Consider the following 16,423-nt stretch of genomic DNA (forward strand, 5'->3'; position numbering starts at 1 on the left):
AGACAAGGCATGCCTTGTCTATACAATCATTCCGAACGTAGTGATTTTATTGGATTCATTAAGGCTGTAGCAATCGTTTTGCTTCCGATTGATATCAGTACCAGCAGCAAGACTAACAGGGCCGGCGCTGCGAAAAGCCACCAACTTAATTCGATACGGGTCGCGTAATTGGCCAGCCAGTTTTTGACGACTACGTACGTAATCGGAAGGCCAATTAGGATGGATATTAATACTGTTCGAATAAAATCTTTCGAGAGCAAAACCATCAGGTTTGTGGTGCTGGCACCAATAACTTTTCGGATTCCGATTTCCTTCGTTCGTTTGGAAACGGTAAACGTAGCGAGGCCGAATAACCCCAGGCAGGAGATCAGAATAGCGAAACCAGTTAAGGCACCGAATACCTGCTGAAACCGATCATCGGCTTTGTATTGTTTGTCGTACTCACTATCCATGAAAAAATAGCTAAACGGTGAATGGGGGAAATTAGCCTCATAAACTTTCTTCAACGTAGCGAGCTGCTCGCTTGCATTTCCTTCCGAAAACTTCACACTGGCGAACGATTCGAATGAGGGCGAATACATGTGAATAATAGGTATGTGAGCCGCCTTTGGGGATTCGTAGTGGTAATTTTTGACAACACCTCTAATGGTCGCCTGATGTCCCCAGAGGTCGACCCGCTTGCCGATAGCTTCTTCGGGTGTCGGAATTCCCCAAAGTCGGATAGTTTCTTCGTTAACAATAAGTTGTCTATTCGTCGTATCTGAAAAACCCGGCCGGGTGGTAGCGTCGAAGTTTTTTCCTGCCAATAATTGGAGGCCCATCAGGTCGATGAATGACGTGTCTATTCTGGTCAGGTAATAGTTGTAGTTTGTTTTCTTGGCAGCATCTGACAAATTAATGCCTGTTGTTGTTGCCATTTGATCAGATCCCAGCCCCGGTACTGTACCGGAAAGCGATACCGCTTTTATCTGAGCCTGATCAAGTAGCATTTGGCGAAACGCACCGTAGTCCTTTCGGGCGTTGTTCCCTGCTGGAGCTTTCACTACTAGCGTATGGTCGATATTTACTCCCAATTTTTGCTCACGAAGAAAGCCCACTTGTCGGTAAACGACGAACGTTTGCACGAGCAGAATAAGGGTAATCGCGAATTGGAAAACGACGAGTGATTTACGTAGAACAGTGCCTTTGGTTGAGCGCGAGAAATTACCTTTGAGTACCTTAACCGGATCAAATGAAGATAGTACGAAAGCTGGATAAAATCCTGATAGGCAAACGCTTATTAGTAAAAATACCCCAACGCTTTCCCAGAAAAATGCATCCTCGAATACGGTAAAACCTTCGGGAAGACCCGCCACCTGAACAAATACAGAACGCATGACCGCTACCATCCCCACCGCAAACAACCCGGAAACACTATTGATCAGCAAGGTTTCTATGAAAATCTGCGTTCTTATCTGCCCCTGCGTGGAGCCAACGACCTTTCTCATGCCAATTTCACGCGCTCGGTCGAGAGCTTTGGAAGTGGTTAGATTAACATAATTGACAAAGGCGCTAACAAGTACCAGAAACGCTACTGCCAGCAGAAAATACACCGATTGAGCTTCGCCATTGGGCTCGGTTTCAAAGGTTTTATGAGAATAGAGGTGAATGTCAGCGATTTTCTGGCCGATTACCCGTTCGTTGGTTATTTTCTTTTCCTTGAGCAATCGGTTGCTAAAGGAAACCAGCGATTTGGTAAACCCTTCGTAGCTGGTATTTTCGGCCAGTTGAATATAGGTGTATGTATTATTGCTATTCCAACTTTCTTCCTGTTCGCCAAAATCCGACATCATTGTCGGGTAGGAGAGAAGCATATCAAATTTTAGGTGTGTATTGACCGGGCTATCCGGCACTACGCCCACGATCTCCAATAGTATGCTGTCTTCTGGTCGGGAAATTTTCAGATTTTTACCCAGTACATCTAACGTCTTAAAATAGGTCAAGGCCATCGTCTTAGTCAGAACAACCTGCCGTGGTTTGGTAAAAATATCTTTCCGGCTACCCCGGATGAGTGGGTAGCTGAATAGCGAGAAAAAGGATGAGTCTACGGCCAGCGGTTTATTTACTGTATGATACGTATCACCAAGTTGAATGGTCAGTTTTTTGCCGAAAGGTCTGGCACGGGTGTAATTGGCGACTTCATTCATTTCCCGTTTGGCTTTGGGACCAATCGGATGATACGTTTCTGCATCCTGTGCGTCTACCGTTCCACCGTTCATATAGTCCATAGTAAGCCGCACAAGACGATCAGCCTGTGGATATGCGTTTTCGTAACTTAACTCGAACCGCACGTACTGGATAATGAGCAGTGCTACAGCCAAACCCGAAGCTAGACCCACTACGTTGATGAGCGAAAACGTAGTGTCTTTCCTGATCGTTCGCAGTGCGATTTTGAGATAGTTCGTCAGCATAGAGCAAAGAGGTTAGGGCATAGGGGAATGGCGGGGATTGCAGGGATGGTTTTCTACGTCCCAGCTATCCCTGCTGTTTTATTCCGAACGTAGTGATTTTACGGGGTCTGTCAGTGCGGCTTTGATACTTTGGAAACTCACCGTGAGCAGGGCGATACCAACGGCCAATACACCTGCCAGTACGAGCATCCACCACGAAATGTCGATCTTGTAGGCAAACTCCTGAAGCCATTTATCCATCGTCCACCACGCTATTGGTGTTGCCAGCACAATAGAAACCGCCACCAGTTTAAGGAAATCTTTCGACAGCAACGTAACGATGCTAGTGACCGACGCACCCAGCACTTTCCGAACGCCGATCTCTTTGGTACGTTGCTCGGCGGTGAACGTAGCAAGGCCAAACAAACCCAGACAGGCCACAAAAATGGTTAATCCGGCAAAGAGTCCCAGAATACGTCCGGTTTTCTGCTCGGCCAGATACGTATCGTTAAACCGCTGATCGAGAAACGAATAAGTGAACGGAGCATCGGTGGTTAGTTTCTTCCATTCTTTTTCCAGCGAAGCCAGCAATCCGGTCATGTCGGTGGTTTTGGCCTTCAAAATCACCGTACTACTACTCCGACCCAGAACCATCATCAATGGCGAAATTGACTCGTGCATCGACCGGAAATGGAAATCTTTCACCACGCCAACGACCCGATACATTTTTTTCGTGCCGTCGTTATCGGAATGACCGATAGTGTGCCCAATCGCTTTGTTGCCCCAGCCCAGAGTTTTGGCAGCCGTTTCATTTAAAATCACCCCCGACGAATCGGTGCCGTAGGCTTTAGAGAAATTGCGGCCAGCCGCCAGTTGCATTCCTAGTGTCGGAATGTATTCATAATCAACGTCGTATCGGATTCCCTTCACAAACTTGGTCGGGTTGTTTTCCGGGAATACCATGAAGTTATTGTTATAGCTTGGCCCCGCTGGCAGGTAGCCCGACGTACTAACGCTCACCACGCGAGGGTTCTGCATGATCTGATTGCGGAAAACATCTTCTTTCTGAGCGAGCTGCCACGTATCGGGCAAGATCAGCACCTGCTCTTTCGAATAGCCTAATTTCTTGTTCTGGATGTAGCTCAATTGCCGATAAACAACCGTAGTGCCAATCATCAGGATGATGGAAATCGAAAACTGAACCACCACTAATCCGCTACGTAGTCCGATGCTTTTGCGATCGCCCGTGAATTTGTTGCCTTTCAATACAGAAATGGGCTTGAACGACGACAGGAAAAAAGCAGGGTAACTTCCGGCCAGAATACCGACCAGCAAGCCCAGCAATAGGAGTGCCGGAACCAGCCAGGCCGTGTCAACAATATTCAGTGTCAAGGTTTTACCTGCCAGTTCATTGAAGGATGGCAAGGCCAGAAAAACGATGCCCAGTGCCAACACAAGAGCAATGGTGGTCAGTAATAACGATTCGATCAGAAACTGATAAGTCAGGCTTTGACGTACCGAACCCAGCACTTTCCGAATACCTACTTCTTTGGCCCGTTTCGAGGCTCCTGCGGTGCTCAGGTTCATGAAATTGATGCAGGCAATCAGCAACATAAACAGGGCAATAGCCCCAAAAATGTAGACGTACTGAACATCACCGTTTGGAGCCAATTCGGCTGTTATATTCGAGTGTAAGTGAATATCGGTTAAGGGTTGCAGCCGGAAGCCAACATCGTTTCCTTTCTGGCGGAACGTAGTCATGTTCATCCCAAACGCCTGCTGAATTTGCGGCCCCATGTATTTGGTTGTCATCTGCGGCAGTTTGGCTTCCAGTTGTTTTGGGTCGTAGCCCTTAGCCAACACCAGATACGTAAAGAAACCCGACTGCATCCACGACGGCGATTTGGCCTCAGAAACGCCCGCCATCGACATAAACATATCGAAGTGGAAATGCGAATTTGTAGGTACTTTCTCAATAACACCGGTTACCCGAAACGGAGCATTCCAGCTTTTTATGAGTAAGGATTTGCCAATCGGATTTTCAGAACCGAAGAATTTTTTGGCCATTTCCTGCGTAATAACGGCTGTATTAGGCTGTATCAACGCCGTTTTAGCATCACCCTGAATAAGTGGCAGAGTGAACATCTGGAAGAAATTAGAATCGACATAAGCCAGTTGATCGTCCCGAAACGTTTTAGTGCCTACCGTAATCGTAGGTGTTCCAACGGGTTGTAGCCGCGTAGCTGCTTCAACTTCAGGATAATCTGTTTTCAGTGTTTGCGCAACAGGTGGCATTATGTGGGCTTCATTGATTTCGCCACCGTCCATAACAGCGTGAAAAACAACCCGCACCATCCGGCTAGCTTTATCATTGTAGCGGTCGTAGCTGAGTTCGTCGAGCAGAAAAAGACTGATCAGCAAGCACGTAGCAATACCGAGAGCAAGCCCAACAATGTTAATGGCCGAAAAGGCTTTGTTACGTAGCAGATTCCGCCAGGCGATTTTGATGTAGTTTGTAAACATGGGATTACATTTATGTAGAGACCGCACCGGCGGACCGGCGATACCTCGCGTCTCCTACGCGTCAGCAAAAACCATCCGGCCATGAGACAAGGCATGACTTGTCTCTACGAGGTTATTCACTACGTAGTGATTTTACGGGATTGACCAGCGCGGCTTTGATGCTTTGAAAACTTACGGTTAGTAGAGCAATGGCGATTGCTAACGTACCGGCCAGCGCAAAAACCCACCATTCAATAGAAATCCTGAACTGAAAATCCTGCAACCACGACCGCATCAGATACCACGCAATAGGCGATGCGATGGCAATGGCCACGATTACCAGTTTCAGAAAATCTTTAGAGAGTAGCGATATGATACTGAATACCGACGCGCCCAATACCTTCCGAACACCGATTTCTTTTGTGCGTGCTTCGGCCGTGAATGCCGCCAAGCCAAACAGCCCCAGACACGCAATGAAGATGGCTAACCCCGCAAAAACTCTGGAAAGTAAACCCATCTGATGCTCCGCTTTATAATAATTGTTGAGACTTTCATCGTAGAACTGGCCGTCAAACGCTACTTCCGGGAAGATTTTTTCGTAAGCAGCCTTGATACGGTCTACCGTTTGTGGCAAATTCTTTGATTCAATTTTTACTCCTCCGCTCCAGTAATATTTGTCCGAAATGGTCATCAGTGAGGGGTTGATGGCTTCCCGAGCCGAACTGGTATGGAAATCTTTAACCACACCCACAATAGGAGCTGGCTCCCAGCCGCCCACGCGTATTTTTTTCCCGATAACGGATTCGGGATTTTTGATGCCCAGTTTTTTTAGTAGTGTTTCATTTACCACAAACTTGGTGAGCGTATCATTGATAGCGTATGTTCCACCGGCCAAAAATTTCAGATCATACGTAGCGAAATAATTACCGTCTGCCATCTTCATCGATATCTGAAAATCCTCTTCTTTCGACAGATTGGTAAAGCTGAAATTGCTTTGCCAGTTATTATCGGACGATGGGTGATCGGATGAAAATGAGACGGCTTTCACGTCGGGAAATTGCATTAGCTCGTTTCGAAACGTAGCGTAGCGACTACGGTATTCGGTGTCCATATTCATTGTCAGGACGCCCTCTTTCGTGAAGCCCATGTCCAGCTTGCTCAGATAATCCATCTGTCGAAGATTGATAACCGTACTGATAATAAGTACCAGCGCCGTAGCGAACTGAAAAACAATGAGACCCTGACGTAGCGATACGCCCTGCATCCAGCTTTTCGACAGGTTTTTGCGGAACACTTCCAACGGAGAAAACGAAGATAGAATCAGCGATGGATACAGCCCGGAAAGCATTGTTAGCGCAACCAATAACCCAAGCAGCATTAGCCCCAGATCAGGGTTCAGATACGTTGATGGATCGGCTGGTACGTCAAATACTTTTTCAATGAGTGGAAGAGCCAGATAGGCTAAGCCTGCGCCCATGATTAACGATGTCAGCACAACCAGAAACGTTTCGGTCAGAAACTGGAATACTAATTGCGATTTCTGACTACCCAACACTTTCCGAACGCCAACTTCTTTGGCACGTCGGGTAGCCAACGCCGAATAAATGTTGATGAAATTAATGCATGCCATCAGCAAAATCAGAATGCCGACCGTCGCAATGTTCTGAATCCGCTCTTTGGGCACCGTTTTACTTTTAAAATTGCTGAGCCGATCATCGTAATGCATATCGGCCAGCGGACTCAGGAAGTGCGTTTTTTTATGGTTTGCTTTTCGTCCATCATAATGCTTATGTGAGAATTTGTCGAGCAGCGAATTCGCCGTAGCTACCGAAAGCTTCTCGGGCATAAGCACAAAAATCTGGTCGTTGCTGCTAGTACTGTTCCAGTTATCGAATGTACCAAAACCAAACAAATCTGGTTTTACCCGCTTCGACGCGTATGAAATAACAAGATTCGTCGGAAAATCGGTGGTTTTCGGGGCATCTTCCAACACGCCCACCACCTGCATGGTTGTCTGGTTGTTGATACGTAGATATTTGCCGATGGCCTGCTGATAATCGCTGAAGTATTTCGTGGCGTATGTCTTCGACAAAACCACTACGTTCGGCCGATCCAGCAGTTCAGGATGGCCAAGAATCCAGCGAAAATTGAACAGCTTGAAGAAGTCGGGCTCAACCAGCAATCCTTCGTTTTTCTCGATGAATTTCGTTTTCGAATTGGTTGCCTTTGCATCAGCCCCCAGCACTGTTACCTGTGGGTCGAGCGTACCGAAAACCGGGACAATTTTTTCGAATTGAGGAATGTCGGCTTTGAGCGCTGCCGCCACGGGCAAGGCGTTTCCCGGCGTAAATTCATCACTTCCGTTTGGGTAAACCTCGTGGCGGGCCACCCGATAGATTCGATCATACTGCGTGTGAAACTTATCGAAACTTAGCTCGTAACGTACCACCAGAAACAGCAATAAAGCTGCCGCTACGCCCACGCTCAGACCAAGCGTATTGAGCAACGTAAAGGCCCGTTTACGAACCAGATTTCGCCAGGCGATTTTGAAGTAGTTTGTTAACATAGAGGTGTTAATTGTGATTGTAGAGACAAGGCATCATGCCTTGTCTCCTGACCGGATGGTTTTGCTGACGCGTAAATAAGAGACAAGGCATGCCTTGTCACTACGTATAAATCATTCAGAACGTAGTGACTTTACCGGGTTCATCAACGCGGCTTTGATACTCTGGAAACTGACCGTGATAAAGGCAATTGTCAGCGCCATTCCACCGGCTACCAGAAACACCCACCACGGAATGTCGATCTTGTAGGCGAAATTCTGTAACCATTTAGTCATGGCCCAACCGGCAAGTGGCGAAGCAATCAGAATGGCAATAACCACCAGCGTCAGAAAATCTTTGGAAAGCAGCAAAACGATGTTTGTGGTCGATGCGCCCAGTACTTTCCTGACGCCGATTTCTTTAGTACGTTGCTGGGCCGCAAAAGCCGCCAGACCAAATAAACCCAGACACGAAATCAGAATAGAAATAGCCGTAAAATAGCTGACAATGCGCGACGTACGCGCTTCTGCTACATAGTTCTTCTGAAAATCTTCGTTCAGAAACGTATACGAAAATGGTTCTTCAGGACGTAATGTTTTCCACTTTTGCTCCAGAAAAGTCAATACGTTTGCCATATTGTCTGTATTCACGTGAGCAATAATGTAGTTATAATCAGGTTGGCCGTTCAGCAGAAAAGCGTATGGCTGAATCGTTTGATGCAGGTTTTCGAAATGGAAATCTTTCAGCACACCTACAATTTCGTACTGGTTTGTTTTGCCCTGCCAATCCATATTTAGTTTCTGACCAACCGCTTTCGCCAGCGGTATCTGAAATTTACGTAGCGTGGCTTCATTAACAACAAGCCGGTTGCTGGTATCGCCGGGAAACTGTCTCGAAAACATACGTCCGGTTATTAGCCTGAACCCCATATTTTGCATATAGTCATAATCGACCCAGTTTGTTTCAACCTGATTGCTGGTTAACGGCCCTCGCTCAGGACGATACAGCAGAAAGTCGGAAGCGTTGCTGATGCCCGGATAATACTGTGTTCCGGCGGCTCCTTCGATCTGATTGTTCCGTAGAATTTCGCTGCGATAGGAGGTATAAATGGCGCGGGCTTCCTTACTACTTAGTGGAATGGCAATCTGCTGATCTTTGGTGAAGCCAAGCGACGTATTACGTAAGAAGTGCATTTGCTCCTGAATGACGAATGTGGCAAGAACCAGCCCAACCGAAATCACAAACTGGAACACAACCAGTCCGCGACGTAGCGTTACGGCTGATAACGTATTCGCAAATTTGCCTTTCAACACCTGTGCCGGATTGAACAACGACAGGTAAAACGCCGGGTAACTTCCCGCCAGCAAACCAGTGAGCAGCGCCAACGTAATAAATGCCACTAGAATACGTGGCTCAAATAATTCTGATAGCTGTAAAGATTTAGCTGTTAATTGGTTGAATACGGTCAAAAATACCGAAACCATACCAATGGCTATTGCCAGTGCCAGCAACGATAACACCATCGACTCGCCCAGAAACTGCCCAATAAGCGAACCTCGTTCGGCACCCATCACTTTCCGAATGCCAACTTCGGCCGCACGTTTTGCCGAGCGAGCCGTACTCAGATTCATGAAATTGATACAGGCAATCAATAGTGTAAACAGCGCAATCGACGCCAGAATGTACAGGTACGTTTTGGTATTGGTGGGCGTAACGATTGTATTGAGTTGATCGAAAAGGTGGAGTTCTGGTATCGGAATTAGAAACAATTGTTTATCGAAACCCACCGCTTTTAGATCCTTACTGGCGTATTTCTCCATAAAAGCGGGGAACTTCTGCTGGAGCTGTGCCGGATTTGCATCGGTGCGTAGCTTTAGGTACGTAACAAACATGTTGTTACAGCAGAAATCCAGTTTGGATTCGCGCAGAAAACCGCCTACCCAGCCCGACGACATAGGTAGAAAGAAACGGGCGTCGATATGCGAACGGGCACTTTCGTCGCGATAAACACCCGTCACTTTAAATTCTTCACCACTCCCCGTGGTACCGCTGATACGTATCAGTTTGTTGATTGCCGACGTAGTACCAAACAGTTTGCGCGCAATTTCTTCCGATAATACAACCGAATTTCGGTCGGCCAGCGCGGTCCGTGGATTGCCTTCTAAAAACTGGTACGAAAACAGATCGAAAAAGGTAGAATCGACCTGATAGCCACGTGTTTCGTAGAACGATTTGACGGCTTTGCCTCCTTCCCGAACCTGAAGTAACGCTTTATCGTCGATCAGGTTCATCCATAAGCGTGCTACCTGTTCAATTTCCGGAAATTCGGCCTTCAGCGCAAACGCATAGGGAGCCGATACGGTTTCATTCTTGTCGCTACCGGCTCCTTTGTTACCCTTGCCAATAATGGTTTCCTGCGCCATCAGATACAGCCTGTCGGCATACTGATGATGTTTATCGAACGACAATTCGCTACGTATATACAGCAGCAAAAGCATACAGCAGGTCATACCGACCGATAAACCAAAGATATTAATGGCCGAAAAGGACTTGCTACGTAGCAGATTCCGAACCGCGATTTTAAGATAGTTTGTTAGCATGATGTTGATTCTGTAGAGACAAGGCATGCCTTGTCTCATGACCGGATGGTTGCCGATAGAAAAATTGCTGACGCATAGGAGACAAGGCATGCCTTGTCTCTACGACCTACGTATTTATTCGCTACGTAAACTCTTTATCGGATTCGTAAGCGCGGCTTTCACACTCTGAAAACTGACCGTCAGTAGCGCAATCAATACAGTTAATCCACCCGCCAACACAAAGGTCCACCAATGAATGTCGGTGCGGTAGGCAAAACCCTCTAACCAATTGTGCATGGCGTACCAGGCAATGGGTGACGCAATGAACAGAGAAATGAGAACAAGTTTCAGGAAGTCTTTCGAAAACAAGGCTACCAGACTTACCTCCGATGCGCCCAGTACTTTCCGTATGCCAATTTCTTTGGTACGTTGCTCGGCCATGAACATCGACAGACCAAACAGACCCAGACACGAAATCAGGATGGCGATTCCGGCAAAAACGGTAAACAATGTTTGCTGAGTTTGTTCGCGGGCGTAGAGCCGACCAAAACGAGCGTCAAGAAACTGATAATCGAATGGCTGAGCCGGAAAAAACTGCTTCCAGACTGTTTCAACCTGTTGTATGGCTGCTGTTACGTCTCCTTTCAATGGTACCGAGATCCAGTTCAGATCATCGACGGTCATCACCATGGCCAGTGCTGCCATTTGCTGATGCAATGATTCGAAATGAAAATCTTTCGTTACACCAATAATTTGTCCTTTGGCTGAACCATACTGAAAAGGTTTGCCAATGGCTTGTTCGGGTGTCCAGCCCAACTGACGTACCGCCGTTTCGTTCAGAATCACCATCGACGTATCAGTAGAGAAATCACGGGAAAAATTACGTCCGGCAGCCATTTGTATCTGATAGGCCGGAATAAAATCCTGGTCGATACGTAACCCGCGCAGGTTAATTTTTACCGGAGCCATTGTGCCGCCTTTCATTGCCTTCGCTTCCTGCGAATCGAGCAGACGTCCCGACGGAATCCGCGACGAACGACCCATATCGCGTACCGCTCCAGTCTGAACAAGTTGCTGTTTTAGTGTTTCATAATTCGTTGCCGAATCGCCCACATCCGAAAGAAGTAACATCTGGTCTTTGGCATAGCCCAACCGATAATTCTGGATGTATTTCATCTGGTTGTAAACAATGGCCGTGCTGATGATGAGTGCAATAGCAATTGAAAACTGAGTAATCACGAGCACCTGCCGAAGTTTTCCGCTACGCATGGTCGAAGCAATCTGGCCTTTCAGGACGCCCAGTGGCCGAAACGAGGTAAGGAAAAATGCCGGATAGCTGCCCGCTACCAGCCCTGTCAGCAACGTAATACTGAGCAGGATGGAAAGAAAAACCGGGTCGAGGAGTTGCTGAAACGAGAGTTGTTTGTGGGTAAAATCGTTGAGGGCAGGTAAGCCAAGCATCACCAGAAATACGGCAATGACCAGTGCGAACAAGACCAGCAAAAAGGATTCGCTCAGAAACTGGCTAATGAGTTGAGCGCGCAAAGCCCCTACAACCTTGCGCATCCCAACTTCTTTGGCGCGGCCCGCCGAACGGGCTGTAGCCAGATTCATGTAATTGATGCAGGCAATCAGTAAAATGAACAGACCAATTGCCGAAAAAAGATAGATATAGGTGATGTCGCCGGTTGGTTCAATCTCCGAATCTGTGTGCGAATACAAGTGAATATCAGCCACATTTTGCAGATTCAGCACCGACCAGGTCGATGGTTTCGAACCTTCCTGAGACGGTACGTGCTTATCCTGAAAAGCTGGGAAAGCCGCTTCGATACGTTTGGGATCTGCACTTGGCTTTAGCAGCATATACGTATTAAAGGAGTTATTGCCCCAGTTGGTACGTAACTGTTCGGCACCGTAAATACGGTTGTCGTTGAACGTACTGAATGAAACCAGAAAGTTAGGATGGTAATGTGACTGCGTGGGTAGCGGTTCAAAAACGCCCGTCACTGTCATATCGGCCTGATTATTTACCCGAACGGTTTTGCCAATTGGATTTTCCTTTCCAAAGTATTTTTCGGCCATCGGGCGCGAAAACATAATCGAAAACGGATTGACCAGTGCCTGCTTCGGATTACCGCTAGTGACGTTAAAATCAAATACGTTGAACAGATTGGCTTCAGCAAAGAATACATCATCCTCGTTAAAGGAGTGTTCGCCGTACTTGATGAGTGCTCCAGTTTCTATAGTTCGAAGAACCTCTTCCGCTTCGGGAAAATCCTGTTTGATTAGTGGCCCAAACGGCGGTGCTGCCTGTGCCAATTTAAGCGAAGGTGTTCCTTCCGAAGAAAGGAATGTACGTGTAATCCGGTAAATGCGGTCGGCTTTGGTATTGTAGCGATCGTAACTGAGTTCGTCTTTCACGTAGAGCGCAATCAGCAGAAAACACGCAAGGCCCACGGCTACACCCACAATGTTGATGAAGCTGAACGTTTTGTGTTTTGTGAGGTTGCGAAAAGCGATAAGCAAATAATTACGTAGCATAACAACATCTGGTTTTATAGCGTGGAGCAAAGGGGGGAGGGTATAGGGTACATCTATTCGTTTTGGTCCTCTGCCCGAACGCTCTGCCCTACGCTATTTTGCCCAAATGCCGTACCAGAAATTTAAATTGCTGATTATCAGTGTATACTTTTGGGTGAGGTGACACAGCCTGTCCGCAAACGGACGTGAAACGGTCAGTTACGGACAGGCAGAAAGTTACTTGTCTGGAAGTAAAGCAACGTCCATAACACGTCGGTAAAAATCGGCGAATTGCTCTTTATTATACGTAGCGCGCATAGCACACAGTACGTCGAAAGCACCCAGATGAACCCATTCCCAAAGCATCGTGCTGAAGTTGTATTTATACATCTGTGCGCCAACTTCATCCCGAATCGACGCTATTAATTCTTCTGTTAAGCTATACGTAGCCAGCCAGCGTACAATTCGCTCATGCGTTTCGTCTGAGTATTCGGTATCCAGAAAAGGCTCGAGCAAACCATCCCAGATATCGTCGCGCTTCACAACCGGAATCTGGTGTAATTCGGCAAATTGCAGCAGCTCATCTTTATGTTTCGCCGAAACAAAAATCAATTCATTGTTAACCCGTAACGTGGGTGGAGCCGCCGATACGTCGATGTTGGTAATATCAGTCGCAAAAAACGTGTTTTGCCGGCAAGCAATAGACGGCCTGAACGGATACTCAGGAATGTGCAGATAACCAGAGTCGATTTGTATGTCAGGAACAGGAATGAGCATTCTGAACCGGGATTTACAGGATTATAAAGATTCATTCACGTATCAAAAAGTAATATAGAAAACAAAATCCTGCTAATCCTTGCAATCCTGTAGATCCAGGTTCAGACAATCAGATCAATCCCGGTTCAGGCTCTTTATCGGATTGACCAACGCGGCTTTCACACTCTGGAAACTGATGGTTGTCAGGGCAATAATCACCGCCAGCGTACCGGCCAGCGCAAAAACCCACCAACTGATCTGAATGCGATACGCGAAATCCTGCAACCATTGATTCATGACCCACCACGCCAGCGGACTGGCGAGCAAAATAGCAACACCTACTAATTTTAGAAAATCTCTGGACAGTAACGTAACGATACTCGTAACCGACGCGCCCAGCACTTTCCTGACGCCAATCTCTTTGGTACGTTGCACCACAATTACCGAAACGAGTCCGTACAATCCCAGACAGCAAATCAGAATGGCAATGCCGGTGAACGTATTGATGAGCCGGAAGAGCAGGTTTTCGGTTTCGTAAAATTCGGCCAATTGCTCATCCAGATACGTATATTCAAACACTTCGCTTGGGTAAAACTTTTGCCAGATTTGTCGGATATGCTGAAGCGTTTGCGTCGGATTTTGCCCTGCTATCCGAATACCGGCCTGTTGAAACATCGGCGCATGGCTGGCAATGAAACAGGGTTCGATTTTTTCACGTAACGAACGCTGGTGAAAATCTTTAACTACACCAACAATGGGCAATGGAATCGGCGAAAGGTAGTACTGCATTTTTAGCCCCAAAACCTGTTGTGGGTCGCGAATGTTACGCTTTTTCAAGAATGCTTCGTTGACGAGATATTCCCGAATTGTATCGCTCGGTACAATGTTACGTCCGGCAACTAGTTGTAAACCATACGTTTGCACGTAATCCTGATCGGCACTACGTTCGCGGATGGGAAATTTCTCCCAGTCGCCTTGGCCTTCTATTTTGAAGGAGCCGCCATTCATCACCTGCGACGACGGTGGCCGATAGCTTGCACTCACCGATTTAATGTCGGGGTATTGAAGCAACTCATTTTTGAAAGCGTTACGTTGGCTTTTGTCTGACGTTGGTAACGTAACAATCAATACGTTGTCTTTCTTGAAACCCAGATCAGCCTCCCGCAAGTAACGAACCTGCGATGCTACGATCAAGGCCCCCACAATCAACACCTGACAAACCACAAACTGCACCACAATCAGCGTATGACGTAGCGAAAACGCACTGCGGCTACCTACCGACAGCTTGCCTTTCAAAGCTGCCCACGGGCTGAATCCCGATAATATAAAGGCCGGATAGCCACCTGCTAGTAGAATAACAAGGCCATCGAGCAACAAGAAAAAACCAAGCGTGAGCCAGTCCAGACGTAGCGACAAATGGGTCGACAGCCAGCGATTGAACAACGGCAATGTAACAACCGCCAGCAGAAAAGCCAGTAGCGTTGCGGTCAGCACGATAAACGATGTTTCCAACAAAAACTGACGTATCAGTTGCCCACGACTGCTTCCCAATGTTTTCCGAATGCCAATTTCCTTGCTTCGACGTAACGCCTGCGCCGTTGCCAGATTAACAAAATTGATACAGGCCGTAAGCATCAGAAATAAGCCGATCAACCCCAGCGACCAGAGCAAAGATCGCCGAATGGTGCCACCACCGATACGTTGCGTATCAAAGTGAACATCGGCAAGTGGTTGAATGTGAAACTGAAACACATGAGCCATGTTGCCAAATTGTTGTTTCTGCAAGGCAGGCATCGCTGCTTCCAGGCTGGTTACAGACTCAGGATTTTTCAACGTTACGTAGAGTCGGTCAGTCGACATCAGATTGCCCCAATCCTGTTGATCGTAATCGGGAATAAGCGCCTTAAGCGTTGATATAGAAATAAAGAGTTGAATGTCTGTATTCGTCGTTTTGGGCGGATCGGCTATTAAGCCCGTTACGCTGGCATTCACTACGTGGTTGAGTTTTAGTGTTTTGCCGATTGGGTCTGCGTCGCCAAAATATTTTTTCGCCCACGACTCGGTAAGCACTACGCTATTCGGCGAACGTAGCGCCGTTTTAGGATTGCCCCGAAGCCATTTATAATCAAAAATCTGAAAGAGTTCAGGCTCTACAAGGGCGGTGCCTGTATGCTCCAGAAACCGTACAGACTGTTTTGCAGAAGACGTAGTACGTTGCGGAATCGACGTTCCAACAGGTTCGACGGTTAACTCCCGATTGAATTTCAGGTAAGCGGCCTGTTCCACCTGCGGGTAAACGCTACGTAGCGTTTTTGCCATCGGCAGCGGTGCTTCGGGGTAATATTCTACCGAGCCATCATCGAGGTGTAAATCGACCACAGCGCGAAAAGTCCGGTCGAATTTTGCGTGATGTCGATCGGTGCTGAGATGGTATCGGATGAATATGAAAATGAGCAGCCCGCCCGCTATGCCGATGGTGAGACCCGTTACGTTCAGCAGAGAGTAGGCACGTTGCACACGCAGGTTTCGGAAAGCTGTTTTAGCGTAATTGCAGAGCATGAACGTTTTGGTTAGATTTGTTAAAACAATAGAATACTTATGTATTTTCCTGCTGCTACTGAGCCGTCACTGGTCGCTGAAGATTTAGGCGTATGGGCCCCTATCAATCATCAACGTGTTATATCCTTGCTAAATATTGGGCTAGGTGTATTGTATCACCGGGAAAAAGCAATTGCGTTGGAGCCGTTACCCGAAACCATGTTAGACGAGGGAAAAGTAAGTCCAGTGCCTGATATTTCGTTGCGGGATAATGAGATGGCTCAAACTCCCATCATTATTGAAATTTGTCATACCAACGGTTTACGTGCTGATTTGCGAAAAGTCATTCAGTTGATAGATGATGATAATTATGGCATTCGGGAAGGGTTTGTCTATGATTATCATACCAAAAAATGGCTTCGTTATTGTTTTGGCGACGGTGGTCTAACTATAGAATCGTCCTTCTCCGAAATCCTTCAACTCGATCTGAACCATTTCCTGGCCGCGATTTAGCTGATGTCTGAACCCAGATTTAGTGGATTATAAAGATTTATTA

The 16,423-nt window shown here is 47.0% G+C and carries 8 protein-coding genes; 1 reads left to right on the forward strand and 7 read right to left on the reverse strand.

All coding sequences use genetic code 11. From position 1 onward, the window contains the following. Positions 1 to 26 precede the first annotated feature (26 nt). From ACYVD4_RS09715 to ACYVD4_RS09745, 7 genes are all read right to left on the reverse strand, one after another. Positions 27 to 2,450: an ABC transporter permease gene (locus tag ACYVD4_RS09715; protein WP_460944922.1), complete on the reverse strand. Its 2,424-nt coding sequence runs from the start codon at positions 2,448 to 2,450 to the stop codon at positions 27 to 29. Between the two features lie 78 nt (positions 2,451 to 2,528). Next, positions 2,529 to 4,952: an ABC transporter permease gene (locus tag ACYVD4_RS09720; RefSeq protein ID WP_460944924.1), complete on the reverse strand. Its 2,424-nt coding sequence runs from the start codon at positions 4,950 to 4,952 to the stop codon at positions 2,529 to 2,531. A gap of 112 nt (positions 4,953 to 5,064) precedes the next feature. Continuing rightward, complete coding sequence (locus ACYVD4_RS09725; RefSeq protein ID WP_460944926.1) at positions 5,065 to 7,497, reverse strand: ABC transporter permease; 2,433 nt, start codon at positions 7,495 to 7,497, stop codon at positions 5,065 to 5,067. A gap of 111 nt (positions 7,498 to 7,608) precedes the next feature. Continuing rightward, a complete protein-coding gene (locus ACYVD4_RS09730) occupies positions 7,609 to 10,074 on the reverse strand; it encodes an ABC transporter permease (RefSeq protein ID WP_460944928.1) in 2,466 nt (821 codons plus the stop codon). A 114-nt stretch (positions 10,075 to 10,188) separates the two neighbouring features. Beyond that, positions 10,189 to 12,594 (reverse strand): ABC transporter permease, encoded by a 2,406-nt coding sequence (locus ACYVD4_RS09735; protein WP_460944930.1) that lies wholly within the window; start codon positions 12,592 to 12,594, stop codon positions 10,189 to 10,191. A gap of 216 nt (positions 12,595 to 12,810) precedes the next feature. Continuing rightward, positions 12,811 to 13,350, reverse strand: a complete 540-nt coding sequence (locus tag ACYVD4_RS09740; RefSeq protein ID WP_460944932.1) for a hypothetical protein — start codon at positions 13,348 to 13,350, stop codon at positions 12,811 to 12,813. Between the two features lie 114 nt (positions 13,351 to 13,464). Further along, the gene (locus ACYVD4_RS09745) at positions 13,465 to 15,888 is read right to left on the reverse strand and encodes an ABC transporter permease (protein WP_460944934.1); all 2,424 of its coding nucleotides are present in this window, start codon (positions 15,886 to 15,888) and stop codon (positions 13,465 to 13,467) included. Between the two features lie 39 nt (positions 15,889 to 15,927). On the opposite strand from ACYVD4_RS09745, the gene ACYVD4_RS09750 reads away from it, so the two are divergent. Continuing rightward, complete coding sequence (locus ACYVD4_RS09750) at positions 15,928 to 16,380, forward strand: hypothetical protein (protein ID WP_460944936.1); 453 nt, start codon at positions 15,928 to 15,930, stop codon at positions 16,378 to 16,380. The last annotated feature ends 43 nt before the right edge of the window (positions 16,381 to 16,423 follow it).

The organism is Spirosoma daeguense (genome assembly GCF_054776875.1).